We start from the raw sequence: 26,275 nt of genomic DNA on the forward strand, positions 1-26,275 counted from the left end.
GGTGATAATGGGGTGAGGCGGATCCTTTACATCCTTCTCGGGGCTATGGTGATAGGCCTTATCCTCCTCTCCATCGCCGGGGACAGGGGGCTGGTGGAACTTTCCCGAAGGAGGATAATCGTTTCTCAGCTCGAACGGGAGATAGAGCAGTTGCGAGTTGAGAACGCCAGGCTTTCCCGCGAGGTGGAAGCATTAAGAAGCGATTGGAGTTATCTTGAGAAGCTCGCCCGTGAAGAACTCGAGATGATAAAGCCAGGAGAGGTACTCCTTCTTCTTCCTTCGGATAGCAACCTCCCCTCAAAAGGGGGAAAGCGATTAGTCCTTCCTCGCGGAGATGAAGAGCCCCATTACCCCGATGTGAGAAAGCGCCCCGGCAAAAAGTAGTGCCTCGAATTGCCTATTCAATACCGACCCCACAAAAAGGACGAAGAGTCTCAAATCCCTTTTTATGAGTTTGGCGATGAGGCCTCGGTTCGGTTGTGGCTTGTGGTAGCGGAGAGCGAACTCCTTTTTGGCGTAGCTCGGCATAATGAAGCCGATTCCCGCTATCGTTCCCAAGATCCAGGGGACGCTACCAGAAGCTGCCTGCCAGGCACTGTAGGTGATCCCTAAGGCGATTACGATGTCGGCATAACGGTCGGTGACCGTATCGAACCATCCGCCGAAGGGACTGCATTTGAAGGTGAGCCGAGCCACCTCCCCATCGCAGCCATCAAGCACCGAGGCGAATTGGATCAGGATACCGGCAAGAAAGATGTAGGAATAACTGCTCTTAGCGAAGAGGAAACCGCCTATGATACAAAGGAGGAAGCTCGTTACCGTTATCAGATTGGGCAGTATCCCCCAGTCGGCGAGATAAGAGGAGAGAAAGCGGGATAAACGGCGATTGAGATATTGGGAGACAAAGCCATCCTCGTCCTTGGAGCTAATATGGGAAAGAAGTATCCTTTTTGCCTTTTTAAGATCTTCTTTCGTATCTACATCCTGCCAGAATAGCCCCTCGGTGGGGATGAAGAACATATTTCCTCGCTCAACGAGCTTCCTTATCCCCCCGGTAAGGGTGTAATCTCCCTCCTTGGCAGAGGCGCGGAGGGCGGGGAATAGGGTGGGGAAGCAGAAAAAGGCGCCGGTGTCGAGCCCATCAAATGAGGAGAGCTCCTTTCCGATAGCCACCAGCCGTTCCCCCTCAATCCGTACCTTGGTCGCCTCTTCCGTATCCTTTTCCTTATCCCAATTGAGGTCCACGGCGAGGAGGCAGCCATTCCTTAACCTTTTACCCTGAGCTATGAGCTTCTTCAGGATGTCCGGAGCAACTATATGATCACTCATAAGGAGGAGGAAAGGCTCATCCTCTTTTAGGTAGGGGGAAACTGCCAAGGCGGAGCTCCCGTTGCCCAGGGTCCAATCATTGTTCTCCACCACCCGGATGGTGAGGCGATATCTCCTTTCCAGCTTCCGGAGGTATGAGGTCATTATCTTCTTCTTATACCCCACCACCACGAGGAATTCGGTGACCCCTGCCTCGCGAGCGGAGAGGATTGCCCGTTCGATAAGGGTTAAGCCGAGAAGTTTGGTGAGCGGTTTCGGGGCGTTCCCGATGTGCGGTTTTATCCTTCTTCCTTCCCCAGCTGCGAGAATTACCGCCTTCACCTTATCCCCCTTTGTTGTTTGTTAGATAGATTTGATAAGGTTATAGCTTAAAATTGCTCCTCCCGGGGCTTGAACGCTCCCCTTTTGCTAAGGAAGAGATGGCGTCCCCAAGGGGATTTGAACCCCTGTTGCCGGCTTGAAAGGCCGGTGTCCTAACCTGGCTAGACGATGGGGACGCTTTAGTTATAAAAAACAAGCGCCTTTTTTATATTAAGGTTTCTTCCAAAAACTTCAACCCCTTTTTGAAAGGAAGAAACCTCAGGAGAAGAATGAGAATAATTATGGTGAGCCGTGCTGGATTCGAACCAGCGACCCTCTGCTTAAAAGGCAGATGCTCTACCTGCTGAGCTAACGGCTCACCACTTGTATTTTAGGTTCAATCCTTATTTATGTCAAGGAAAATGGGTTTAGGGTTTTAGTAAGGGGTCGGGGTGATATTTTTCAAAATAGCATAATGCAGGGACAGCCGCAAACGGCCTGTCCGTTTCTCATCTTTTGGCTGCCTCCTTCCCTGTTAGCGGAATTAATCTAAAATCAGTAAGAAGATAGCCTCGCATCTCCAAGAAAATTTCCGAACCGGATCAGGCGATTTTTTAATTTTTTTTTCTTGACATACCTTAAAATTGAGGCTGATAGTATAAGTATAATATTTTCCAGAAGGAGCAGGAAGTAATATTATTATACTAGTTGAAGTAAGGGAGAGATTAACTAACTAGTTTTGGAAGGAGGGATTTAAGAGGTGGAAATTAAAGCTCTTAGTAGTAGGTTTGTGTATGGTCGTTTTTGGCTCGATTTTGGTCTCCTTTCAAGAGATCCCTAAGCCTAGTGCAGGCGGTCCATGCGAGTACTATTGTGTGATAACCAAAGTTCTTCAGAATCAGAATAGGAGAATGCTGACAGGAAATGTGAATACTGAATGTGAGTGGTGGCTGCCATCTCCTCATACCACCACTTGGACAAACTTATGCGTTAATTCGAATCTGGGTCTTCGTGTATCGGGTGGTTCTCAATTCATGGGATGGCACCCAGGCGAAGGGTGGAATTGTTGTCACCAGTGGTGGCCCACTCCCAATTGTGTTTATTACAACTATGCCGCCTGTACCCAGCAATTTACGACGCATGGTCCTTGCCAGCATGCTTCAGGTGAGCTCTGGATTGATACCGACGAAGATATGGGATGTATTCTCTGTAGAGGTTATGTAGTAACTTCCACGGGAAACTTTATGTGCATCTATGACGATGATGGTGGTGTGGGGGATGATTTTATCCAGAGGATGAACTTTCCCGATTTAAGTGTTACATTACCAAATGACATGGGCAAGGGCGGGTGTAGCTCTTACGTCTACTCTGGATGGGAAACTCCTTCTTCGTGGCAAGACCCTGGTTATATGATTGTTAAATCTGAGCTCCGGCTTGGTGCCCGTGCAGCGCTTAAGAAAATTTGCGAAGGACCGGAGCCGGAACCCCAAAGGATGATCATCGGGAGTGTTAAAAATCACCTAACTACAAATAATCATTCTCCGATTACCGTTACACCTCATTCAACGGAGAAGAAGCTAATAAAAGGCTGCATAAAAGATAAGATCACCCTTCAGCCGATTAAAGGGGTCAAGGTTTCGGTTATAAAGGGAAAAGCGACCAGTGAGGATGAGAAAGCAAAAGCACCGATAATAACCGTTACCAATGACACCGGTGATTTCTACCTTGAGTGCGATTACGACGATGCTATCCTGGTGGTTGATGCTGAAGGGTACGCCATTGCTAGGAGGGCATTGATTTTCAATAAAGGGGAGGCGGTCAAGTATAAGGAAATTGAGCTTTCGCCAGCATCGATAGCAAAAGGAGGAATAAGGGATAGAGTTACTAAAGCTCCGGTTAAAGCCGCCAATGTTATAATGGCGATGATTTCTCCTTTTGAGGCTGAAATAAAGACAGTAGCTACCGATGATAGCGGATCATACGAGGCGGAGAGGTTGCCCGATGGAAAGAAGTATATAGTGATCATGGCCGAAGGCTATAACGCTGAGACAAGGGAGTTTGAGTTAGCGAGTAGCGAGGTTAGGTCCGGGGTTGACTTTGAGCTTACTAAGGCAGGGAGTATCTCCGGGTATGTGGTGGATAAAAACGGTAATCCGGTAAATGGGGCTCATATAGAGATTGTTTATAAGGATCTGCTTCCCTCTTCTCCGCTCAAGTTTAATTATTGGCACACCGGCACCATAGAGACAATATATGAAGGGTTTTTCTATGTGGGTAACATCCAGTCGTGGAAGAGATTTGTGATTGAGGTGACGCACAATGATTATAAACCGTTTAAATCTCCACTCCTAAGTCTTAAGCCCGGAGAGGAGGCAGAAGGGTTAAAGATCTTATTGGAGGGTAAGTGATGAAATTTAACTTAAGGGGGAGGATAGCGCTCATTATACTTCTCTTTACTTTTCCCTATTTTGCTTTTTCTGCTTATGCCGGGGAGAAGGAGAAAACGCCGCGGTTTGAAATCTTATTCTCCGGCGGCGCCTCGTATGCCACCTCCCGCGTCGGTTTCTCGCCCGGGGTCGGTTTTTCTTATTATCTTAGAAAGAACCTTGCTCTTTCACTCGACTTCGGCGTAGCCTTTAGTATTCCCGAGCTTGATTTCCGTGAGTTCGGGATACCGGTTGGTGAAGCTGTCCAACATACTGAGATAAGAGTGGAGAATCAATACCGTCTATTTTCTTTTCTCAGTGCCGAGTATTCTTTCGATATTTCCCCTCAAGTTAAGCCTTTTCTTACCGCCGGCGTTGGCTGGTGTCGTGATTATGCCGGCTTTTCTGTTTTTACCTGTGGCCGGTACTATCCGGACCCTTCGTGGTTCGTTTGGTACGAAACTAATATCGGAGATTATAAGCATCGTGAGGATAGGTTCCCTCTTCTCCTTTTTGGCGGTGGCATCAAATATTATGTGAGGGAGAAAGATTTCCTCAAGGTTACCCTGCGGGGATTAGGTTTTGGAAGCGATTTTACCACCTACCAATTGATCGTCGGCTGGGGTTTCAGGTTTTAAAGATATAAAATGGGGAATAAGGATGGAAAAATCAAATAGATTGCTCAAGAATAGAAAAATAAGCTTTCTTCTTCCCCTTTTCATGTTTTTGCTTTTCATTTCTTTATCGGTGAAAGCAGGGGAAGGAAACGGAGATGACAAAAATAGTATAACTGCCTATCTCAGTGGTTATTTTTATTGGGAAGAGACAGAAGGCAGTTTTATTTCCTTTCACCTGGAGTATGAACGGAGGTTATCCCGCCGCCTTTCCCTTGCAATATCAGTGGGATATACACCCTTATTGAACTATTACGAAAATTCAGGTTTAGCCTGGGATAGTTTTCACCAAAAGGTCGGCGATAACTTCAGCCAGATCTCAGATGGTTCTCTGCTGATCTTTGATTTCGGCTGTTATATCTATTTTTATCAGTCTGATAATGAAGAATTTTTTGCCTATGTCGGAGGGAGCACCTGTTTATCAAAGGAAAACTATGAGATGATCGATAATAAATCTCCTCTTACTGAGAGCTATTCCTTCTTGCATTTCTCCATTTTCTCCCTTGGTGATATGGGAATAGGTTACAGTTATAAGATTAATGAGCGTTACTCCATTAGAGCTGATTTAAAGATGCTAGATCTTGCACTCTTTTTTGTAGGTCAAGCGCGGCCTGCGCCCCGAGTGAGTATTGGCTTATCCTACAGTTTTTGAGGTTAACCTTAACTATAGGTTATCTTACAAAGAAACAAGATATTTTAACTGTAACAAGTCTGGTTCCCTGCTTCTCATCTTGAAGAAAATTTTAACACTGGATTAGAGAACCCCGATTTTATTCTGAGAGCCATCCGGAAAGTACCGATTCTCGCCGGGCGATCATCTCCTCCCGGGCGGCGCCGGTCGAGATGAGCGATATATCGAGCTCGAGAAGGTCGGAGAGGTAGGTGAGATAATCCCTTGCCCGTTTCGGGAGCTCCTCGTAGTTGGTTATCCCCTTGGTCTTTTCTTGCCAACCAGGAAGCGTCTTGTATATCGGTTCGCATTCGGCGAGGATGAAAGGTTCTGCGGGAAATTCCTTGATGACTCTCCCCTTGTAGCGGTAAGCGGTGCAGACCTTGATCTCGGAGAAGCCATCGAGGACATCGAGTTTGGTGACCGCCATCGTGTCGAGACGATTGATCCTTTTGGCATAGGAGGCGAGCACCGCATCGAACCAACCACATCGCCTTGGACGGCCCGTGGTAGCCCCGAATTCACCACCCTCTTCCCGCATTCTTTCCCCTTCCTTTCCGGGAAGCTCGGTGGGAAACGGTCCCTCACCTACCCGGGTGGTATAGCATTTGGTCACCCCCATCACGCCATCGATCCAGGTAGGAGAGACCCCAGCACCGGTACAGGCACCTCCGGCAAAGGCGTTTGAGGAGGTGACGAAGGGATAAGTCCCGTGGTCGACATCGAGCATCGTTCCCTGCGCCCCCTCGAATAGCACCGATTTCCCCGCAGATAACGCCTCGTTTATTACCAAGGAGGTATCGGTTATGTAAGGGGATAGAAGCTCGCCATAACGGCAATAGCTTCGATAGATAGCATCCAGCTCCATCGGCTTTAGGTGGTATACTTCCTTTATAAGCGGGTTGAGAATGGCAAGGTTCCTTTCGATCTTCTCCTTTAGGTAATCCGGGTGGAGGAGATCGCCTATCCTGAGCCCGATCCTCGCCATCTTGTGCTGATAACAGGGACCGATTCCCCGTTTCGTGGTTCCTATTCGTCCTTTGCCTAAAAGGGTTTCCAGCCCCTCCTCTATGGATAGATGATAGGGAAGGATGAGATGGGCTCGATCGCTTACCTTAAGGTTTTCGTTGACTTCGACACCAGCTTTTCTCAGGTCTTCTATCTCGCTAATGAGGGCAGAAGGGTCGACCACCACCCCGTTTCCGATGATGGCGAGTTTCCCCCTTCTTATTATCCCCGAGGGGATGAGGTGGAATACCAGTTTTTTCCCCTTAAAATAGACGGTATGTCCCGCGTTGTGTCCTCCCTGATAGCGGACAGCGATGTCGAAGTGGTCCATAAGGTAGTCCACTACCTTGCCTTTCCCCTCATCGCCCCATTGCATTCCTACCAGTATAATATTGGGCATAATAAAAACCCCCGTTTACTCTTTTTCCTCAACGGGAGATTTCATATTACCATAATTCCCCCTGTCAAAACAAGGATTATCAGGTTTAACTACATTGAATGTTGATGAGCAATGTGGTATCATTTTTCGAGGTTTTTAAAACAATAATTGTCAACCGATAGATTGGGGAGGAGAGAGGATGACGAGGACGGTGAAAGCGCCAAGGGGAACAAAGCTCTCCTGTAAGGGCTGGGGCCAGGAGGCGGCGATGCGGATGTTGATGAACAACCTTGATCCTGAGGTGGCGGAGAAGCCCGATGAACTCATCGTATATGGTGGTACGGGGAAGGCGGCTCGAAACTGGGAATGCTTCGACAAGATCGTGGAGACATTGAAGGAGCTGGAGAACGACGAGACCCTCCTTGTCCAGTCGGGAAAGCCGGTGGGTGTTTTCAAGACCCATCCTGATGCCCCTCGGGTGTTGATATCCAACGCGATGCTGGTCCCTGCCTGGGCTACCTGGGAGAAGTTTTGGGAACTGGAACGGGCAGGGCTCATAATGTATGGCCAGATGACCGCTGGTAGTTGGATCTACATCGGCACCCAGGGAATCCTTCAAGGTACCTATGAGACCCTCGCTGCCTGTGCCAAGAAACATTTCGGCACCAGCCTGAAGGGGAAGCTGGTGGTCACTGCCGGCTTGGGAGGTATGGGCGGAGCCCAGCCCCTTGCCGTTACGATGAACGAGGGGGTGGCTTTGGTGGCTGAGGTGGACCCGGAGAGGATAAAAAGGAGGCTCGATACCGGTTATCTCGATGTTATGACCGATGATCTCGACGAGGCGATTAAGCTTGCCCTCGAGGCGAAGAAGAAGAAGGAGGCAAAATCGATAGGACTTCTTATGAACGCCGCCGACTTCCTCCCGGAGCTCGTCCGCAGGGATATCATACCCGATGTCCTCACCGACCAGACATCCGCCCACGATATCCTAAACGGCTATGTCCCTCACGGGATGGAATATAAGGAGGCGCTTGAACTCAGGAGAAAAAACCCCGAAGAGTACAAGAAGCGAGCGCTTTCCTCCATCGCCGTTCATATGGAGGCGATGCTCGAGCTGAAGAAGCGGGGCGCGGTCGCCTTCGATTATGGGAACAACATCAGAGGGCAGGCGATAAAGGCTGGGATCAAGGATGCCTTCGACATACCGGGCTTTGTCCCCGAATATATCAGACCCCTCTTTTGTGAAGGACGTGGTCCCTTCCGCTGGGTAGCCCTTTCCGGTGATCCCAACGACATTCGGGTGACCGATGATCTGGTTCTTGAGCTCTTCCCGGAGAACGAGATCCTCTGTCGTTGGATAAGGCTTGCCCGGGAACGGGTAAAGTTCCAGGGACTTCCCAGCCGTGTCTGCTGGCTGGGCTATGGGGAGAGGGCGCTTTTCGGCACCAGGATGAACGATCTGGTGGCAAAGGGCAAGATATCGGCGCCGATAGTGATAGGGCGTGACCATCTCGATACTGGCTCAGTCGCCTCGCCCAACCGGGAGACCGAGGGGATGAGGGATGGCTCCGATGCGATTGCCGATTGGCCCATCTTGAACGCCCTTCTCAATGCGGTGGCTGGTGCTACCTGGATCTCGGTGCATCATGGAGGTGGAGTGGGTATCGGTTACTCCATCCATGCGGGTATGGTCATCGTTGCCGAGGGGACGAAGAACGCTGAGGAGAGGCTCCAGAGGGTGCTCACTACCGATCCAGGGAGCGGTATCGTCCGCCATGCCGATGCTGGATATCCTGAGGCGATCAAAACCGCTAAAGAAAAGGGAGTGAAGATACCATTCCTCAAATGAGAGATTAACGAGGGCGAGGGTGGAGTATGTTCCTCAAGGAGGAGAAAATCAAGCCCCTCGCCCTCGCTCCCTTTTTGAAGCAGGCGAAGAGGATGATCGAGGAGGCGTTCTCGCGGGCGAAGGTGGCTTCGCTAAAACCTCTCCTCTCGAAGAGAGGAATGATAGAGCTCAATTTCCCCCGTTTCTTCCCCGTGAAGGGATATGTCACTTCTAACCAGGCGATGCTCATCCTTTCTTCCTTCCTCAGGAAGGTCTCCCCGGTTAGATTTGAATGGAAAGGGGAGAGAATATTCAGGAAGGGAGGGAGGGTTTATTTGGTGGCGATGCTCCTTTATAGATTGAAGGCTGAAGGGCGGATGATCTCAAGTTCTCTTTTCTTCGTGCTCAATTGGGAGGAGGAAGAGAAGCGGTATCTTCTTTGCCGCATTTGGGCGGTGGATTGATGAAGAAAAGATGGTTCATCATAGCTTTCTTTATTCTCCTTGCCTCGGTCCTTCTTGCAGATAGCCTTTCCGACTTCAGAAGGTTCCCCCCTTTTATCACCTTTTCTCTTCCCCTTTTCTCTCTGGGGTTTCTCCTTTTTCTCATTCGTCTCCGGCGCCGTTTGGGCTGGGGATGGTTTCCCATTTTTCTGGCTTTTCTTCTCCTCTTGGCTTCATTCGCCGGAGCAGGGCTTCTTTCCCTAAGATACTATGTCTATTCCCAGCCTCGCCAGTTTCGAGAGAGGGAGATGAGGAGACGGGCGCTCGAGATCGAGGACAAGGTGAAGGCGCTTTATGCTCAAGCGGAAAGGATGGGGAAGGAATTGGCAGGGAGAATTTCTTCATCGGGGAATTCTTTCTCCACCCTCCAACTACCTGGTAAAGGAAAAGCTTCACATTGGGGTGTCTCTTTATATAACAGGGAAGGAAAGCTCATCTTCTGGCGAGGAAATGTATTTGAAGCTCCTGCCCTTCCCCTGAAAGGCAAGGGTAGCTCTCCTTTTGTGGGAAGGAATCTGGTCAATGTCTGGTTGAATTTTTCCTTCCCCTTAAAAGGGGGAAAGGATGGGGTTATTCTTCTCCATTATCTTGTCTCCTCTGAGCTCTCGTTTGGCCATTCAGCAAAAGAGGGAGCTCTCTTCCCCGCTATCAATGATAGGGTGAGTATAAGATGGCTCGATTTCCGTGAGGATACAGCCGAGCTCCGTCAGGTATTTGAACAATATGGGAAGTTCTTCTTCAGTCGACCTGAGGGGGGGAGAGAAGTCCTCTATTATCCCTTGATCCTTAAGGAAAGGCTCCTCGGAGTGGTGACCATAGGGGGACTGACCAGCGAGGGTTATATCGCGAGCTATGGTTTTCCGTTCAGGATCATCGTCTTTTTGACGCTTTTGTTCTTTTTTTCCTCTTTTGGAGTTTTTTTGGGTCTCAGGGCGGTTCGGACCAAGAAAATCTATTATCTTTTGCTCTCCGCGGGCGTTCTTTATGGATTTAAGTTTCTCTTTCCTCTTTTCCCCATTATAAAGGAGGCGGATAGGATTTCTTTACTTAGCCCTCTTTACTTCGCTTCAGATAATCCTTTGCTTTTTTCTCGCTTTCCCCTCGAGTTCCTCCTCGGAGGAATGATTGTGTTCTTCCTCGTCCTGGTCCTTTCTTCACTTCTCTATTCCCTGAGGAAAAGTAGGGGGGGTTATGCAATAGCTTCTTTCTTAGCCGCTTCCTTCTCGGTTTTCTTACTACTTCTTCTTACCAAGGTAGTGGCTAAAGAGGTTCTTTCCTCTTCTGGAGTGAACCTTCTTCAGCTTCCTCTTTATTCTTTAGATGTTCCTCGGATTTTTCTTCTTTTCGGTATTATATTCTATTCTGTCTCCCTGTTTTTTCTTGCCTTTTCTCTCCTCAGAGTAGCGGTAGATTCTGCAGGGAACCTTTTTGGAAAGAGGGGGTGGGTTATTGTCCTCTTGCTCATTCTTATTCCCCTTCTCCTTTATGAGGGGAAGGAGGTTGCCCCCCAGGTGGTGGCTTTTATTCTCCTTTTGATGGCGGCTCTTTTTGAGGAAAGGGTCAGGAATTGGCTTAAGGGAAGATCCCTCGCCAGCCGTCTTTTGTTTTTCTTCACCCTCTTTTTTGGCGGTGTTGTTCTTTTCCTCCCCTATCTTGTATCTGCTCACATCGAAGTGGCGAAGGGGTTTATCCATAACGCCTTCATCCCCCAGCTTCAAGGGGAGGAGGAGTGGATTCGGTTTCTCCTTTCTCGTTCCCTGGAGCAGGCTGCCTCCTCAAGGAGGGTGAGGGATGCCCTTGCCTTCTCCCGCCTCGGTGGGGTGGGAACCGCCTTTACCATTTGGCGGGAGATGCCCCTTTCCGCCTATAATTCCCTTCTCGCGGTGTACGATGGAGAGGGTAAACTGAAGGACCTCTTCTCCCTTAACCTCCCCAAGGTGGTAAGAGATAGCCTAACTCCTGGTGAGGGGAAAATAGTCCTTAAGGAGGTAGAGGCAAGGATCGGGGGAAGGGCGATTCCTCTTCTCGAAGGGCGGATCACCGTTTTCGAGGGAGGCAAGCCACTCGGTACTATCCTCGCCCTGACCCCTTTGGGCTATCGTAGTCTTCCTTTCCTGTTAAGGGAGAGTGCTTACTCCGAGCTTATTCGGTCCTCCAAACTCGATCTTTCAGAAGAGAGGATCAGAAGTTACCATCCGGTGTTTACCGCGTACGGAAGGGATGGCAGGTTTCTTTTCAGCTCGGGCGATCTCGTTCTCCCGTTCCCCCAAAAATCGGAATTCGACCATCCCCTGAGTACCGAGCTGGAGGTTGGTGGGAGGAGGTATCTCATCTTTTACCTCCCATCAGGGGATGAACTGTTGGTAATAGGTATCCCTTTTATCTCCTTCAGGGATTATCCCTTTCTCATCCTTGGTTTTTTTGTACTTGCCGTTATCTGCTTCTTGTTTTTTGCCTTTTTATGGTTTCTCCTCTCCCTCGAGAAAGAAGGAGGCTTTCCCTCTCCCATCCGGTTCATCCGGGGTAGTTTCTATCGAAGATTGGTTTTCGTTTTTCTTCTCCTCTCTGTGGTTCCCATCCTATTTCTCACCTTTTATCTTCACCGTTACCTTGGGGCACGGCTTCGGATGGAGGTCCTCAGGCAGGGGCGGGAGACGGTGGAATTCGCCCGTCGGGTGGTCGAGGACTACATTGTAAGTGAAGAGGGGAAAGGCAGAACCTCATTTCCTCTCACCGATACCTTAGCTCAGGCGGTGAGCGGATGGATAAATCGAGATATAGATATCTACCTTCAAGGAGAACTGGTTGCTTCGAACCGAAGGGAGCTTTTCTCGGCGGGCATTCTTCCTTCGCGGATAAATGGAGAGATATACGAAAAGCTGATCTCGGACAGGATACCATTTGCCTCCGCTACGGAGGAGATAGGGGGGTTCCGCTATCTGGTGGTGAGCAGTACTATCGATCTTCCCAACGAGAGCCGTGCCATCCTTTCCATACCCCTCACTTTGGAGGAGCGGGGATTGCGAGAGGAGCTCGCCGATGTGAGTGAAGTCCTTCTTCTCTCTTCTCTTTTGCTGGTGGTGGTGGCGTCCCTTGTCAGCTACTCCATTGCCCGAAGGTTGACCAAACCGGTGAAGGAGCTTACCTCGGCAACGGAGGAGATATCCCGGGGGAATTTCGATCTCACCATTGCCCCTACCACCGAGGACGAATTGAAATCCCTGGTGGAGTCGTTCAACAGGATGGCGAAAAACCTCAAGAAGCAACAGCTGACATTGAGAGAGCGAAAGGATTACATCGAGAAGATCCTTTTAAATGCCACCATAGGGATAATATCCGTTGATGAGAAGGGAAAGGTAACCACCATCAATCCGGCGGCGGTTGATATTCTTTCTTTAGAAGAAGGGGGCGTTGGGGATGAAATACTTTCTCTTCTCTCGTCGTTTTCTCCTCTTAAGGCATTTATTCTTCAATTCTTGTCTAAGAGAGAGAGGTTGGAGGGAAACATCAGGCTTTCCCTTGCTCGGGAGGTAAGGGAGCTCCAGATAAGGGCTATTCCCCTGGTAGATGAAAGGGGAGGATATTCGGGGGCTATCTTTATCATCGAGGATATAACCGAGGTGATGAAATCCCATCGTCTCTCCCTATGGGCGGAGATGGCACGGATAATCGCCCACGAGATAAAGAACCCCCTTACTCCCATCCGCCTCTCCGCCGAGCAGATCAGCCAGATACTCAAAGATCGCCCCTCAGGGTATGAGAGGCTTATAGAGAGATGTCTCGATACCATAATCGACCAGGTGAAGAACTTGCGCGAGCTTTCCTCGAGGTTCTCCACCTACGCCCGGATCCCAACCCTAAAGTTGGAGCCGACCCCTATTCCCTCCCTTATCGATGAGGTTGTTTCACTTTACCTTTCCCCCTTCAGGGGTAAGATAGAAGTTGAGACGGACATCCCCTCGGATCTTCCCTCCCTTATGGTAGACAGGGAACTCCTGAAGCGAGCGTTGGTTAACATCGTGAAGAATGCGGTCGAGGCGATGGGAGAAAGGGGCAGGATCACCTTCCGGGGGAGGAAGGAGGGCGATTATCTTCTTCTTACCATTGAAGATACCGGTCCTGGGATAGATGAGGAGATAAAGGAGCACCTCTTCGAGCCCTATTTTTCCACCAAGGCTTCTGGGGTGGGCCTCGGGTTAGCCATCACCAAGAAGGCGATAGAGGAACACGGAGGGAAGATAGAGATAGAAAGTGAGAAAGGGAAGGGGACAAAGGTTAAGATATGGCTTCCCCTTCCTTGAGCTCCGTTTTTCTTCCCAAATAGCTTTCCCAGAAGCTTGAGAGTTGAGGATGAGGGGCTATTTTTTTCGTCCGAAGGATGTACCAGGTGACGATGATCAAGATAATGGTACAAATAAGCCCGCCCTCAGGACCGTAGCTACCCCCGGTTAATATCCTCCCTTTTTGATGGATTGATCTGAGCAGTGAGGATCCCTCCGATACCCCGGAGACGGGGAGGCCAAAGATAGTTCCCATAAAGTAGTTCCAGGAGAAATGGAGCCCAGAGGGGAACCAAAGCGATCTCGTTTTAATATAGGCGATGGAGAGCCACACCCCGGCAAGCACCGTATTCACCGTAGAGAGAAGGGTTGCGTTCGGGTTTCCTAAATGGGCGAGCCCGAAGATGGTCGAAAGGATGACAATGGCAGCGATCTCGTTTGTTCCTGCAATTAGATTCTGGAAGAGGTAACCACGGAATAGCAGCTCCTCGAAAGCAGATTGGAATATGAAGAAGACCAGACTTATAAAGCCCACTTTAAAGATGAGCTCTTTTGTGATAAGGGAGGTCTCCACTTTTATAAGGCCAACCGCCCACTCAATGAGGAATATCACCCCTACCAGGATAAAGGAGATTATCAATCCCAGCAGGTACTCTTTGAGGAAGCCTTTATGAAAGGAGAAACCGATCGTCCTCGCCGGTCTTTTATCGACAAAACGGGCGAAGATGGCGGATACGAAGAGGAGAAGGAAGAAGATCAGGGATCTCTCTATCAGAAGACGATAAGGGTAAGGGATAGGTAGTGGTGGGATTAAGGATAAGGGGGCACAGATCCTTTTTACCCTGGAGACGATTATAGATACCCCGAACGCTATCGAAAACAGGGTGAGGATGAAAAACAGTATGCGCCATCCCGCCCTCAACCTTCCTTCACGGATAAGTATCGAATTATTTTTTCTTTCTCCCATCAAGAACCTCCTTGGTTAGGCTATCTTTCTGGAAGATTTTTAAAATAATATCAAAAAATTTTACGATGAGAAAAGGAATTTTGTTCCTAACCTCGCCTTGGTTCAAAATATTGGACGGGGTTTATGAGAATGCATTTAGACAAATGGGAATAACCTCCTTATATTATAATCACTTGTGGAAGTAGTTTTCGGGGGGTTCAAAAAAGTGGATTTCAATTCAAAAAAATGTATCCCAATAAAGAAGGAAATTTTGATGAGGAGGGTCTTTTTCGATTAAGTGTAAGAAAATAAGGAGCGACCTCTTGGAGATAGATTTTGAGGAAAGAGGATATGTTTTGGCATATATATTGCATCTCCTTCCTTGGAAAGGAGGTGAGAAGGGATCAAAAAAATAGGGGGATAGAGTGTGATAGATCAATTTAGTAAATAGCAAAGAGTAATGGGAGGAGGGATTTATGAAAAGAAAAATTGGATGGTTAGTGGTGTTGTTTGTCTTCGTCTTTGTGGGGGGCCTTTTTGCTCAGGAGCAGACCGGTCAGATCGTGGGCACGGTGAAGGACGAGACCGGTGCCGTTCTTCCTGGCGTGACCATCCTCGCTAAGAGCCCTTCGCTCGTGGGCTATGCCAAGACCGTTACCGATAAGTACGGTTATTATCGACTGCTCAATCTGCCACCAGGTACCTATACCATTACCGCCAGCCTGGAGGGGTTTGCCACGGTAAAGAGGGAGAACATCGAGCTCCGGTTAGGGAAGGTTCTCCGGGTTGATTTCACGATGAAGGTGGCAGCAGTGGCGGAGACGATCACCGTTACCGGAGAAGCGCCTCTCGTCGATGTGAAGAAGAGCGCTTCGGCGATGAGCATCACCAAGGAGATGTTCGCCACCCTTCCCCGGGGCCGTGACTTCCTCTCCGTGGTGGACCTGAGCCCGAGCGCCAACTTCGAGAATATGTTTGGCGGTCGGCTGTCAGTGGATGGTGCCAGTAGCTCCGAGAATGTGTTCTTCGTCGACGGTCTCGATACCAGCAGTATGTACACCGGCAACTCATTGCTCACCGTTCCCTTCGAGTTTGTTGATGAGATCCAGGTGAAGACCGGCGGTTACGAGGCTGAGTACGGCGGTTCGATGGGCGGTGTTATCAATGTGGTTACCCGGAGCGGTGGTGACACCTTCCATGGTGAAGGTGTGTTCTACTACAATGGTAGCTCTATTGCAGGGGGACCTCAGCCAACACTTCGCCTCGATCCTCTGGATCCGCATAAAGCCCAATATTTAACCTATGATGAAGATACCTGGTACCGGTTGGAGCCTGGGTTTAACCTCGGTGGGTACATCAAAAAGGGTAAGGTCTGGTTCTATAACAGCTATCTCCCGAACTATAGGAAGACCAAGCGCCATGTGACCTTTGTGCCCAGTGGGATCGAGGGTGATTATACTCGAGATCAGTACACCCACAATCTAATAGGTAAGATCACCGCTCAGCTCTCCTCCAAGATGAGGATAAGCGGTAGCTACGATCTCAACTGGTACAAATGGATTGGTGATCTTCCGAGCAGAGCTGGTACCGACAACCCAGATAAGAACTGGGCAGATACCGGTTATGTCTATCCCCGTTGGTCCGGTGCGGTCAACTTCAACTACATCCCGAACCAGAACCTTATGTTCAGTGCCAGGGCAGGATACTTCTATACCAATGTGAAGCAGTTACTTGGTCCTCCTGGTCCGAGGTACTACTTCTCTAATACCAGCAATATCGGTATTCCCGGTATTCCCCCTGAGTATCAGCATGGCACTTACTGGGCGAACTACGGCTACTATGATGGTTATCAGACGAAGAAAGACATTCAGACGAGGACGATGGCTCGGGGAGATGCGACCTACTTCTTCCGCGCTGGTGGTGAGCACAATGTGAAAACCGGTGTCCAGTTCGTGAGGATAGCGGAGGATGTGGATGATGCCTATGCCCACAAGTATTACCGAATCTACTGGAACCGGACCTATCATTCCTCATTCAAAGGTGGTGACTATAAGGGAACCTATGGCTACCTCGAGGTCCGTTGGCCCTTCGGCGTGGTAGCCAATGTCCACAGCGACAGATGGGCGATCTACGCTCAGGATAGCTGGACGATAAAGGATCGGCTCACCATCAACTACGGTGTCCGGCTGGAGAAGGAGGATATTCCTTCCTTCAGTGACCTCCCTGAGTATCAGTATCCACCGATCTCCTTTGGTTTCCTGGATAAGGTGGCGCCTCGTATAGGCTTCGCCTACGATGTCGAGGGCGACGGTAATTCCAAGCTGTTTGGAAGCTATGGCATCTACTACGATGTGATGAAGCTGTCTATGGCTGAAGGTTCTTACGGCGGGTTCAAGTGGATTTCCACCTACTATCCTCTCAATAGATTCGATTACTGGAACTTCACCGATGATACCGATTTCGGCGAGCCGATTGAAGCGATCAACTGGCGTATCCCCTCTTTTGACACCACCGATCCCGATCTTAAACCCACCGCTCAGTGGGAGCTTTCCCTTGGTTATGAGCGGAAGCTCTCCGATGTCCTCGCGATTTCCATTCGTTACATCAGGAAGCGCCTGATTAGGACGATCGAGGATGTCGGTGTGGCTACGCCCGAGGGTGAGCAGTATTACATCACCAACCCCGGATTTGGCTGGTCGGTGAGCAAGAAGATAGAGGCTGGTTTACCGCCGACCGAGAAGGCGGTGAGACACTACGACGCGATCGAGGTGAGGTTCGAGAAGCGGTACTCCGACAACTGGATGGGTGGGTTGAGCTACACCTGGAGCAGGCTGTGGGGTAACTACGCCGGTCTCGCCAGCTCCGATGAGTATGGGCGTCAGGATCCCAATGTTGAGCGGTACTTCGACCTCTGGTTTATGAACCGGGATCAGTATGGGAATGAGATCCTCGGTCTCCTTCCCACCGATAGACCACATCGGCTCAAGCTCTACGGTACCTATCACTTCGACTTCGGAATGAATGTCGGTCTCACCTTCTTTGCGATGAGCGGTACCCCGGTCTCCACTATGATCACCCTGAACAACCTGCAGGGTTACTATCCTGTCGGCAGGGGTGATATGGGTCGGACCCCGTTCTACACGATGACCAACCTCTATGTGGATTACAACTTCAAGATCGGAAAGTACACCGCTCAGATCAACTGCAACATCGACAACCTGTTCAACCAGAAGATCGCCCAGAGGGTCTATGCCTATTACAATATGATAAATATCGCGTTGACCGATGAGGAGATAATGGCCGGTTTCGATTACAAGACCCTGGTGCCGCCTGACGAGCTTGATCCTCGCTATGGGAAGGAGTACTCCTACACCAGCAAGATCAGCGCTCGCATTGGGTTCCGGCTCATATTCTAAAGTGACTTAGACGATAAGGGGGGGAGATTTTCTCCCCCCTTTATTTTTTGTTTTAATTTAGGCTTCGGGTTCTCTTGGGGAGAGCTCTTTGGTTATCTCGGCGATCCCCTTCTTTGCCTCGATGTAGAATACATCCGGCTTTTCGTCCCAACCCACTATGTTTAATATCTTTTTGTATCTCTCGAGCGCTTTAGTGTAATCCTTCAGTTTATAATGGTATATCCTCGCCATCTCGAGATGGGCGGGTAGTTCCTTGGGTGCCATCTCTATTATCTTCTCAAGGAACCCTATTGCTATTTCGTATTTCTCCTCGCGCAGTGCCATCTTGACCTTGTCATAATAGGGTGAGAGTAGAGTTTTTGTATCTGGGGTGGAGGAGAAGCCAAGGGCGAGGTTTATTCCGTGTTCCCCAATGAGTTCCACCAGGAGGAAGAGGAGAAAGCCGATGGGAAATGAGAAGATAATGAGCAGGATGAAGGTGGGGACCCCGGTAAGGGCTCCGATGATGATAGAGATGGCGATAGCGGAGCCGGTGACGAAAGCCTGGAGGGTTAAATAGAAGTAGAGTTTCTCCCTCCTCGGGAAAAAGAGGGAAACGAACTCCCTTCCTCCTTTTTTTATCTTTCCTGAAAGGGAAGACCCGTTTTTTTGTTCGTTTCCTTCCATTAGCTAAAATTATAGAAAAATGTTTTTCAAAAATGAACCTTATACCACCATTTCTCGTTAAATTTTATGGTAGGAGAGGCTTTTTTTTAGTAGAATTTATTAGTGGATAAACGATGATCGGTCCCAACTCGATTGTAATCCTTTATCTCAAAGAACCGCGCGAGAAGGTGTGGGGTCTTCTTCTTTCACTCGATCAGGCAGGGGTGGTGGTCCGAGGGATCTCGCTTGATTCCTTTGATGATTGGTGTCATGAACTTGCTAAGGGTGAGAGCCAGTTTCTCGGACTATCAGAGGTATTCTATCCTTACACCCGGGTGGAGAAGATTCAGCTTGATGAGGAAGGCGGACCCTCTTCCTCTTTTTCCGAACGGTTCAGGAAGATAGTGGGAAAGGATGTACGAGAGTTTTTGGGGATCTGAGGTTCCTTTAAGGATAATGGCTTTCCTATCTAACCGAGGAGGTGAAGCTAATGGGAAAATCTTTCTATTCGCGGAGGGAGTTTCTGAAGAGAGGCGCCTATGGAGGAGCGGTTCTCTTTTCTGCTCCCTGGTGGGCAAAGGGACTTCTCGATTTTATGCCGGGGGTTGAGGTGAAAAAGAGAGGACTTCCTTTCGTTGACCATTTTGGCATTCCCCCGGAGGATATCGCTAAGGTGATTGGGACTGCTTTAGCGCGGGGTGGTGACTACGCGGATGTATATTTCGAGTACCGGGTGTTCAACCTTTTCCTTCTTGAGGAGCACAAGGTGAAGACCGCATCTCAGGGAGTGAGTTTGGGTGCGGGGGTAAGGGTGATCTCCGGGGAGAAGACGGGCTATGCCTATACCGAGGAGCTTACTTTGGATAAGCTTCGTCAGGCTGCGGACACAGCTGCTCTTATCGCGAAATCTGGCGGCAAGGTGGTGAAGGTAAGCCTTATGGAGGAGAAGATACCCTCCCGCTATCAGATTATGCTTCCCCCTGCCGAGGCGGGAGTGGATGAGCGGTTATCTTTCCTTTCTCAGGCAGATAAGGTTGCCTCCGCTTACGATCCGAGGATAAAGCGGGTCATCGTTTATTATCAGGATGAACTCAGGTTTATCGAGATAGCTACCAGTGAGGGTGCCCTTATCCGCGATACCCAGCCGATGCTTCGGTTCATCGTGAGGACGATTGCCGAAGATAAGGGAGAGCGTCGGATGGGGTTTGCCGGCAAGGGAGGGAGGTATGGACTGGAGCTCCTTAAGGTTCATACCCCGAAGGAGATCGCCCGAGAGGCAGCGGAGCTGGCGGTGAAGATGCTCGATGCCAAGGAGGCTCCTGCTGGAGAGCAGATGGTTGTGCTTGCCAACGGCGAACCCGCGGTCCTCATCCACGAGGCGGTTGGCCATGGGCTTGAGGCTGATTTCAACCGGAAGAAGACCTCTGCCTTCGCCGATAGGATTGGAGATAAGGTCGCTACTGAGCTGGTTACGATCAAGGATTCCGGTGCCTTCGAGAACCTTCGGGGCTCGATAAACACGGACGATGAAGGGACGATACCCGGGGACACGATGCTGATCGAAAAAGGGGTTCTCAAGGGATATATGTACGATAAACTATCCGCGAGGCTGATGCGGGCAAAGACAACAGGTAATGGAAGGCGTCAGGGTTATTCCTTCTTCCCCATTCCCCGGATGACCAATACCTATATGGCTCCTGGTAAACATTCTCCGGAGGAGATAATTTCCTCGGTGAAGAAGGGGATCTATGCCAAGAGTTTCGCTGGTGGTCAGGTGGACATTACCAATGGTAAATTTGTGTTTATGGCGGTCGAATCCTATCTCATCGAGAATGGGAAGATAACCGCCCCCCTAAAGGATGTGACCTTGATCGGAGATGGTCCTACCGTTCTTACTCGGGTGGATATGGTGGGGAACGACTTCGCCTGGGATTCTGGGATAGGAACCTGTGGTAAGGGGGGGCAGGGGGTACCCGTAGGAATGGGTATGCCCACCATCAGGATCTCCCACCTCCTGATCGGAGGCACGAGGAAGGGAGCTTAAAGCGGAGTGAAGGAGGAGGAAAATGAGCGAACTTAAAGAATTGGCTCAAAAGGTAGTGAAGATGGCTCAAAGGTCTGGAGCCTCTGAGGCGGAGTGCTATGCCATAGAGCGGGAGGAGTTCGAGGTAGAGGTACGACTGGGCAAGGTGGAGAACCTGAAGCAGGCGAGGAGGAGGGCGCTTAGCCTCCGGGTGATCGTTGGTAAGAAGGTAGCCATCAATTATACCTCGGACCTTTCGGAAAAAGCCCTCGCCACCTTTGCCAGGGATGCGGTGGCGATGGCGAGATATATGGAGAGGGATGAGCTCGTCTCCCTCCCCGATCCGAGCCTCTATCCCAAGAGGATCCCTGATCTATCCTTATACGATCCCAATATAGCCGAGCTCCCTCCGGCAAAGAAAATAGAGCTGGCTAAGAGATGCGAGGAGGCGGCGCTCTCTTACGATAAGAGGATCGTGAACTCCGAGGGGGGAAGCTGTAGCACCAGCATCGGCACCGTTTATCTGGTCAACTCGGCTGGATTTTCCGGGAGTTATCGGGGAAGTGTCATAAGCATCTCTGCCGCTCCGGTCGCTGAGGAGAAGGGGAAGAAGCAGGTCGATTATTGGTTCTCGGCGGTGCGTGATCTCTCCCTTCTGGAGAAGCCCGAGGTGGTGGGGAGGACCGCTGGAGAGCGGGTGGTGAGGAAGCTCAATCCGAGGAAGGTAGCCACCAAGCATGTGCCGGTGATCTTCGATCCCCTTATGGCAGCGGATTTCCTCTCGGCGATATTCTCCGCTGTGTCCGGGAGTTCGGTTTATCAGCATGCCTCCTTCCTTGCCGATCAGCTGGGGAAGAAGGTTGCTGCTTCCTCGATCACCGTTATCGATGATCCCCTCATCCCCAAAGGGCTTGGCTCCATCCCCTTTGATGGAGAGGGGGTAGCCACCTATAAGAAGAAGGTTTTCGATAAGGGGGTACTTGAGACCTTCCTTCACAACACCTATACCGCGAAGAAGCTTAAAGCGAAGACTACAGGGAACGCCACCAGAGGGTTGACCTCGCCACCCGGAGTGGGATACACCAACTTCTACCTCGAAGCGGGAGATGCGGACCCTAAAGAGATGATAAAAAGCGTGAAGGAAGGGCTCTACCTCACCAGTATGTTCGGCTTCGGTGCTAACCCGGTAACCGGTGATTTCTCCCGCGGTGCCGCAGGTATCTGGATCGTGAATGGTGAGCTCGCCTATCCGGTGGAGGAGATAACCGTTGCCGGCAATATGAAGAATATGCTTAAAGAGGTGGAGGCGGTTGGCTCCGATCTCAAGTTGACAAGGGATATCTCCGCTCCCAGCTTAAAGTTCGCCAAGCTCACCGTAGCGGGTAGCGGGTGATTTACTCTTTAGTTTAACTCGAGCGCCGGAGAAAGCGAGGGATTTTATGAAAAGAGTTCGGGTTCTTCTCAGGATTTTAGCGGTAGCTTTCTTTCTCTATCTCTTTTTTGTAAGCATTGAGCTTCTCGGTGCTTCCTTTAAGCTGGCGGGACGATCCTTTGCGGAACAGCTTATCGCTACCACCTCTGACCCCCTGATAGGGCTGATAATCGGTATCTTAGCGACCTCGCTGGTACAGAGTTCATCGGTGACCACCTCTACCGTGGTGGGCTTGGTAGCGGGGGGTGCCCTTTCCCTGAGGAATGCTATCCCCATTGTGATGGGCGCCAATGTGGGAACCACCGTTACCAATACCCTTGTTTCCTTAGGACATTTGAGAAGGAGGGAGGAGTTCCGCCGCGCCTTTGCCGGTGCCACCGCTCACGATTTTTTCAATCTCTTGACTGCAGCGATCCTCCTCCCCCTCGAATATTACACCAGGTATTTAGAACGGCTCTCCTCGGCGACTTCTGCCTTCTTCTCTGGAGGAACGGGGTTCACCTTCACCAGTCCCCTGAAGGTCATCGTTTCTCCGGCTGTGGATTTTTTCATCCGGCTTGCATCCCGGAATCCTCTTCCTTTAGCCATTCTCGCCTTTCTCTTTCTCTTTATCGCCCTTCGCTATATCGTCATCTTTATGCGGAAGCTGGTGCTACTTCGGGTGGAGAGGTTCTTCCACCGTTATCTCTTTGGGAATGCCCTCCTCAGTATGGTACTTGGGCTTATAATTACCGCCATTATCCAGAGCAGTTCCGTTGCCACTTCTTTGGTTGTTCCGATGGTAGGGGCGGGTATTCTCACTGTGGAGGCGATATTCCCCTATACCTTGGGTGCCAATGTGGGGACCACCGTTACCGCCCTTCTCGCCTCCCTCGTTACAGGAAGCAGCACTGCGGTAAGCGTTGCTTTAGCCCATCTTTTCTTCAACATCTCGGGTATCCTTCTTTTCTTCCCCATCCCTAAGCTCCGAAGGATCCCCATCGCTTTGGCTAAGGGATTGGGCAGGAAAGCTGCCGTCTCCCGAAGATATGCTATAATTTATATAATTGGTGTGTTTTATGTGATGCCTCTAATTTTGATCTTTTTAAGGAGGATGATCGGTGAATGAAACCCTATTTAGAGGAAGGAGGGGGGGGCTTCTCGAAAAAGCCCTCATTCGGGCGCGGGAGATGCTGGAGGAGGAGATCGGGATGTTTCTCCTTGCCACCGATGCCATTTTGGGAAAGGAGGTGGCAGAGGAGGAGGTTGAGGAGAGGGACAAAGGGATAAACCTCGGGGAAAAAGAGATAAGGCGGATGATAATCTCCCATCTCGCCCTCAATCCGGAGCACGATCTTCCCACGAGCCTCGCCCTGATGAGTGTGGTGATCGATATTGAGCGGATCGGCGATTTTGCGAAGAGCATCGTTGAGTTGAGTGAGATATCCAAGGAGCGACTGCTCTCAGGGAGGTATGCTGAGTATTGCCTGAGGCTTCGGGATAGGCTGGTGGAACTCTTCCGACTCACCATCGATGCCCTGGTCGATGAGGATGTGGAGAAGGGCAGGGAGGTGATGACTCGCTCCCCGCTGGTGAAGGAGGAATCCGAGAGGATAATCCGGGAGGTGATGGAGGATAAGAAGGCGACCGCCAGCTTGGGAGCTACTTTGTCCCTTCTTTTCTGGTACTTCCGTCGAATAGCTGCCCATCTATCCAATGTCGCCTCAGCGGTGGTGAAGCCGGTTGATGAGATCGGCTTCGACGATGAGGAAGTAACCAGGTAGCGATGGGCAAACTTGGGGTGATCGATATCGGAACCAATTCCGTCCATTTGGTGGTAGGGGAGAAAAGAGGGGGAGAGGTTTTCATCGAGCTCGATACATTGGCACCGACCCGCCTCGGCGAAGGACTTACGAAGGGGAAGAAGCTTTCCCCTGAAGCGATTAAGAGGACAGCGGAGGCGGTTTCTCATTTTTTCTCCCTTGCCCGTTCCTATGGTGCCTCGCAGGTGATTGCGGTTGGTACCGCTGCCCTCCGCGAGGTGGAGAACGCCTTGGAGTTCATCGAGCGGGTTCGTGCCTCATCTCATCTCGATGTTTCGGTTATATCTGGAGAGGAGGAGGCATATTTCACCTACAAGGCGATTTCTTCCCTCTCCTTGATCGGTGATAAATATTTTCTCATCCTTGATTTAGGTGGAGGAAGCTCCGAGTTCATCTTTGGGGATAAGGGCAAGATCAAGGAGGTAGTATCTCTTCCCATAGGATGCGTCAAGCTCACCGAGCGGTTTCTTTCTCAGTTCCCCCTTTCTCCCGATGACCTTAGAGCAGCGAGGAAGGAGGCGAGGGATATTCTTTCCCAGCTTCCTGAAGCGGAGAAGCCGGAGGTAGTGATTGGTGTTGGAGGAACAGCGACCTGCCTTGCCCACCTTGCCCTTGGGGGGCGGGAGTACGACCCGGATAAGGTGGAAGGGTATGTATTGGCTCGAGGGAAGGTAAGGGAGATGATAGAGCTTCTCTCCTCACTTCCTACTGAGGAGAGGGTTAGAAGATTCAACCTTCATCCTCTCCGGGCGGATATCATCCTTGGGGGGGCGGTTATCTTATCCGCAGTGATGGAGCTTTTCGGGAAGGAGGAGATAGTGGTTTCCAGCCGGGGATTGCGTCATGGTGTCCTCATCGCTGAGTTTGAGCGGGAGGGGATTGATGACCGCTGATGCCAGAGCATTGCTCATCATAATCGATGGTTTAGGGGATCGCCCCATAGCCGAATTGGGTGGGCTTACCCCGCTCGAGGCAGCTCACACTCCCAATTTGGACCGGTTGGCAGCTTCCGGGATCACCGGGATAATGGACCCCCTTGCCCCCGGGGTAAGGGTGGGGACCGATGTGGGTCATTTAGGACTTTTTGGCTATAATCCGTTCGCCGTATATTGGGGACGGGGACCGATCGAGGCGATTGGGGTGGACCTTGCCCTTAAAGAGGGGGATGTTGCTCTTCGAGCCAATTTCGCCACCGTTGATGATGCTCTAAGGGTACTTGATCGTCGGGCAGGAAGGATAAGGGAGGGGACGAAAGAATTGGCTTTCTCTCTAAATGGGATGAAGCTTTCTGACGGAACCGAGGTGATCTTTCGGGAAGCTACCGAGCATCGGGCGGTTCTCGTTCTCAGGGGGAGGGGGCTCTCCGCTGAGATAACCGATTCCGATCCCGGGCCTAATAAGGAGGGGGAGGTGATCCACCGGGTGAAGTCGAGAATACCGGGCTTTGCTCCGGCTGAGAGAACCGCCTCTCTGGTCAATGAGTTTATCGACCGAGCTCATAAGATCCTTTCCGACCACCCGGTAAACAGACTGCGGAGGGAGAAGGGACTTCCTCCGGCGAACATCATCATCACCCGAGGGGCAGGAATGAGGATCAAGCCTCGCGGGATAGCGGAGAGGTTCAATATCAGAGGTGCCTGCATCGCCGGGGAGACGGTGGTACTCGGTATCGCCAAGATGGCTGGTTTTGAGACCTTCACCTCGGATCGCTTCACCGCCAATATCGATACCGACCTTATGGGGAAGGCGGAACTCGCCCTTGAGAAGTTGAAGGACCATAATCTGGTGGTTGTTCACATAAAAGGGGTTGATATCTTAGGGCATGATGATTATCCTTTTTCCAAGCTTGAGTTCATAGAATCGATAGATAGGATGGTAGGTTTCATAATGAAGGAGGTCTCCCGATCTTATAATTTCTATGTTGGGGTTACCTCGGACCATTCCACCCCCTGTCGCTTACGGGAGCATACTGCTGATCCGGTGCCTGTTTTGATATATGGAGAGGATGTGTTGACTGATGGGGTTAAGGAATACGGGGAGCGCGCCTGCGCCCGGGGAGGACTTTCCCGGATAAATGCCAATGAGTTCCTCCTCATCCTGCTTGATCTTCTTGGGGTGACCTATCGGTTTGGGAGGTAGCCTTTATGCTTAGTGCAGGCGAGATTATGAGCCGAGAGTTCATTACCGTACCCCTCTATCTTGGGATCGACGAACTCCTCCGCATCTTCTCGGAGCAGGCGTTGGGATGGGTGCCGGTGGTAAATGGAAAAGGGGAGTTGGTGGGGGTGGTCTCCCGACGCGATATCCTCTATCTATCGCTTCCGCAAACGATGGGGCTTTCCGATTACGGCGATATCTACGACCTCTATACCTCGCGCCCCTTTCGCTCTCGAGATAAACTCAAGGAGCTCTCCCGGGTTAGTCGAGTGGAGGAGGTGATGACCACCGATGTAGTGGTGATTACCGAGGAGACCCCGGTGGTGGAGATCTGTCGCCTTATGATGGAGCACAACATCCATTATCTCCCGGTGGTTAAGGGGAGGTTGGTGGTAGGGGTGGTGAGCCAGGAGGAGATCGTAAGGGCGATAGTCAATTATGGGATAACCTTTTGACG

General features: G+C 50.6%; 20 protein-coding genes and 2 tRNA genes. 16 read left to right on the forward strand and 6 right to left on the reverse strand.

Annotated elements, in window-relative coordinates; all coding sequences use genetic code 11:
* The first annotated feature begins 45 nt into the window (after positions 1-45).
* Positions 46-384, forward strand: coding sequence for a septum formation initiator family protein (locus J7L64_06775; GenBank protein MCD6452046.1), 339 nt, complete (start codon positions 46-48; stop codon positions 382-384).
* On the opposite strand, the gene J7L64_06780 is transcribed toward J7L64_06775, so the two are convergent.
* From J7L64_06780 to J7L64_06790, 3 genes are all read right to left on the reverse strand, one after another.
* Entirely contained in the window at positions 316-1,650 is a 1,335-nt protein-coding gene (locus J7L64_06780; GenBank protein MCD6452047.1) for an NTP transferase domain-containing protein, read from the reverse strand. The two genes, J7L64_06775 and J7L64_06780, sit on opposite strands and share 69 nt — an antisense overlap.
* 99 nt (positions 1,651-1,749) lie before the next feature.
* Positions 1,750-1,826: transfer RNA gene (locus tag J7L64_06785), tRNA-Glu, on the reverse strand.
* 106 nt (positions 1,827-1,932) lie between these two features.
* A tRNA-Lys gene (locus tag J7L64_06790) sits at positions 1,933-2,008 on the reverse strand.
* Between the two features lie 865 nt (positions 2,009-2,873).
* On the opposite strand from J7L64_06790, the gene J7L64_06795 reads away from it, so the two are divergent.
* Genes J7L64_06795 through J7L64_06805 form a run of 3 tightly spaced genes read left to right on the forward strand, consistent with a single transcriptional unit; the run spans position 2,874 to position 5,381 of the window.
* Complete coding sequence (locus J7L64_06795) at positions 2,874-4,037, forward strand: carboxypeptidase regulatory-like domain-containing protein (protein MCD6452048.1); 1,164 nt, start codon at positions 2,874-2,876, stop codon at positions 4,035-4,037.
* Complete coding sequence (locus tag J7L64_06800; GenBank protein MCD6452049.1) at positions 4,037-4,693, forward strand: hypothetical protein; 657 nt, start codon at positions 4,037-4,039, stop codon at positions 4,691-4,693. Before J7L64_06795 ends, J7L64_06800 begins: the two co-directional genes overlap by 1 nt.
* 22 nt (positions 4,694-4,715) lie before the next feature.
* Complete coding sequence (locus J7L64_06805; protein ID MCD6452050.1) at positions 4,716-5,381, forward strand: hypothetical protein; 666 nt, start codon at positions 4,716-4,718, stop codon at positions 5,379-5,381.
* A gap of 118 nt (positions 5,382-5,499) precedes the next feature.
* Here the strand turns inward: J7L64_06805 and J7L64_06810 are convergent, their stop codons facing one another.
* Positions 5,500-6,807 (reverse strand): adenylosuccinate synthase, encoded by a 1,308-nt coding sequence (locus tag J7L64_06810; GenBank protein MCD6452051.1) that lies wholly within the window; start codon positions 6,805-6,807, stop codon positions 5,500-5,502.
* Between the two features lie 178 nt (positions 6,808-6,985).
* On the opposite strand from J7L64_06810, the gene hutU reads away from it, so the two are divergent.
* The 3 genes from hutU to J7L64_06825 are packed head-to-tail and all read left to right on the forward strand — an operon-like array spanning position 6,986 to position 13,418.
* Positions 6,986-8,635, forward strand: coding sequence for a urocanate hydratase (gene hutU / locus J7L64_06815; GenBank protein MCD6452052.1), 1,650 nt, complete (start codon positions 6,986-6,988; stop codon positions 8,633-8,635).
* A gap of 26 nt (positions 8,636-8,661) precedes the next feature.
* Positions 8,662-9,078, forward strand: a complete 417-nt coding sequence (locus J7L64_06820) for a hypothetical protein (protein ID MCD6452053.1) — start codon at positions 8,662-8,664, stop codon at positions 9,076-9,078.
* Complete coding sequence (locus J7L64_06825) at positions 9,078-13,418, forward strand: HAMP domain-containing protein (GenBank protein ID MCD6452054.1); 4,341 nt, start codon at positions 9,078-9,080, stop codon at positions 13,416-13,418. Before J7L64_06820 ends, J7L64_06825 begins: the two co-directional genes overlap by 1 nt.
* On the opposite strand, the gene J7L64_06830 is transcribed toward J7L64_06825, so the two are convergent.
* Entirely contained in the window at positions 13,393-14,364 is a 972-nt protein-coding gene (locus J7L64_06830) for a CPBP family intramembrane metalloprotease (GenBank protein MCD6452055.1), read from the reverse strand. The genes J7L64_06825 and J7L64_06830 overlap by 26 nt on opposite strands.
* 455 nt (positions 14,365-14,819) lie before the next feature.
* Between J7L64_06830 and J7L64_06835 the strand changes: the two genes are divergently transcribed.
* Entirely contained in the window at positions 14,820-17,759 is a 2,940-nt protein-coding gene (locus tag J7L64_06835) for a TonB-dependent receptor (protein MCD6452056.1), read from the forward strand.
* Between the two features lie 57 nt (positions 17,760-17,816).
* On the opposite strand, the gene J7L64_06840 is transcribed toward J7L64_06835, so the two are convergent.
* On the reverse strand, positions 17,817-18,425 hold the full coding sequence (locus tag J7L64_06840; GenBank protein ID MCD6452057.1) for a tetratricopeptide repeat protein: 609 nt from the start codon (positions 18,423-18,425) through the stop codon (positions 17,817-17,819).
* A 113-nt stretch (positions 18,426-18,538) separates the two neighbouring features.
* Between J7L64_06840 and J7L64_06845 the strand changes: the two genes are divergently transcribed.
* The 8 genes from J7L64_06845 (at position 18,539) to J7L64_06880 (ending at position 26,273) form a co-directional block, all read left to right on the forward strand.
* The gene (locus J7L64_06845; GenBank protein MCD6452058.1) at positions 18,539-18,844 is read left to right on the forward strand and encodes a hypothetical protein; all 306 of its coding nucleotides are present in this window, start codon (positions 18,539-18,541) and stop codon (positions 18,842-18,844) included.
* Positions 18,845-18,999: 155 nt separating this feature from the next.
* The gene (tldD, locus tag J7L64_06850) at positions 19,000-20,448 is read left to right on the forward strand and encodes a metalloprotease TldD (protein MCD6452059.1); all 1,449 of its coding nucleotides are present in this window, start codon (positions 19,000-19,002) and stop codon (positions 20,446-20,448) included.
* 22 nt (positions 20,449-20,470) lie between these two features.
* Positions 20,471-21,820: a TldD/PmbA family protein gene (locus J7L64_06855; GenBank protein ID MCD6452060.1), complete on the forward strand. Its 1,350-nt coding sequence runs from the start codon at positions 20,471-20,473 to the stop codon at positions 21,818-21,820.
* 46 nt (positions 21,821-21,866) lie between these two features.
* A complete protein-coding gene (locus J7L64_06860) occupies positions 21,867-22,967 on the forward strand; it encodes a Na/Pi symporter (protein ID MCD6452061.1) in 1,101 nt (366 codons plus the stop codon).
* Positions 22,960-23,622: a hypothetical protein gene (locus J7L64_06865; GenBank protein MCD6452062.1), complete on the forward strand. Its 663-nt coding sequence runs from the start codon at positions 22,960-22,962 to the stop codon at positions 23,620-23,622. Before J7L64_06860 ends, J7L64_06865 begins: the two co-directional genes overlap by 8 nt.
* A gap of 2 nt (positions 23,623-23,624) precedes the next feature.
* A complete protein-coding gene (locus J7L64_06870) occupies positions 23,625-24,554 on the forward strand; it encodes a Ppx/GppA family phosphatase (GenBank protein ID MCD6452063.1) in 930 nt (309 codons plus the stop codon).
* Positions 24,544-25,800, forward strand: coding sequence for a 2,3-bisphosphoglycerate-independent phosphoglycerate mutase (locus J7L64_06875; GenBank protein MCD6452064.1), 1,257 nt, complete (start codon positions 24,544-24,546; stop codon positions 25,798-25,800). Before J7L64_06870 ends, J7L64_06875 begins: the two co-directional genes overlap by 11 nt.
* Positions 25,801-25,805: 5 nt before the next feature.
* Complete coding sequence (locus J7L64_06880) at positions 25,806-26,273, forward strand: CBS domain-containing protein (GenBank protein ID MCD6452065.1); 468 nt, start codon at positions 25,806-25,808, stop codon at positions 26,271-26,273.
* The last annotated feature ends 2 nt before the right edge of the window (positions 26,274-26,275 follow it).

The organism is Acidobacteriota bacterium (assembly GCA_021161905.1).
Classification (GTDB): Bacteria; Acidobacteriota; B3-B38; order Guanabaribacteriales; family JAGGZT01; genus JAGGZT01.

Coding starts and splice junctions, on each gene's coding strand:
- J7L64_06845 (MCD6452058.1), top strand. CDS start 18,539: ATGATCGGTCCCAACTCGATTGTAATCCTTTATCTCAAAGAACCGCGC.
- J7L64_06875 (MCD6452064.1), top strand. CDS start 24,544: ATGACCGCTGATGCCAGAGCATTGCTCATCATAATCGATGGTTTAGGG.
- J7L64_06800 (MCD6452049.1), top strand. CDS start 4,037: ATGAAATTTAACTTAAGGGGGAGGATAGCGCTCATTATACTTCTCTTT.
- J7L64_06825 (MCD6452054.1), top strand. CDS start 9,078: ATGAAGAAAAGATGGTTCATCATAGCTTTCTTTATTCTCCTTGCCTCG.
- J7L64_06860 (MCD6452061.1), top strand. CDS start 21,867: ATGAAAAGAGTTCGGGTTCTTCTCAGGATTTTAGCGGTAGCTTTCTTT.
- J7L64_06880 (MCD6452065.1), top strand. CDS start 25,806: ATGCTTAGTGCAGGCGAGATTATGAGCCGAGAGTTCATTACCGTACCC.
- tldD (MCD6452059.1), top strand. CDS start 19,000: ATGCCGGGGGTTGAGGTGAAAAAGAGAGGACTTCCTTTCGTTGACCAT.
- J7L64_06840 (MCD6452057.1), bottom strand. CDS start 18,425: ATGGAAGGAAACGAACAAAAAAACGGGTCTTCCCTTTCAGGAAAGATA.
- J7L64_06805 (MCD6452050.1), top strand. CDS start 4,716: ATGGAAAAATCAAATAGATTGCTCAAGAATAGAAAAATAAGCTTTCTT.
- hutU (MCD6452052.1), top strand. CDS start 6,986: ATGACGAGGACGGTGAAAGCGCCAAGGGGAACAAAGCTCTCCTGTAAG.
- J7L64_06870 (MCD6452063.1), top strand. CDS start 23,625: ATGGGCAAACTTGGGGTGATCGATATCGGAACCAATTCCGTCCATTTG.
- J7L64_06795 (MCD6452048.1), top strand. CDS start 2,874: ATGTGCATCTATGACGATGATGGTGGTGTGGGGGATGATTTTATCCAG.
- J7L64_06810 (MCD6452051.1), bottom strand. CDS start 6,807: ATGCCCAATATTATACTGGTAGGAATGCAATGGGGCGATGAGGGGAAA.
- J7L64_06830 (MCD6452055.1), bottom strand. CDS start 14,364: ATGGGAGAAAGAAAAAATAATTCGATACTTATCCGTGAAGGAAGGTTG.
- J7L64_06835 (MCD6452056.1), top strand. CDS start 14,820: ATGAAAAGAAAAATTGGATGGTTAGTGGTGTTGTTTGTCTTCGTCTTT.
- J7L64_06855 (MCD6452060.1), top strand. CDS start 20,471: ATGAGCGAACTTAAAGAATTGGCTCAAAAGGTAGTGAAGATGGCTCAA.
- J7L64_06820 (MCD6452053.1), top strand. CDS start 8,662: ATGTTCCTCAAGGAGGAGAAAATCAAGCCCCTCGCCCTCGCTCCCTTT.
- J7L64_06775 (MCD6452046.1), top strand. CDS start 46: ATGGTGATAGGCCTTATCCTCCTCTCCATCGCCGGGGACAGGGGGCTG.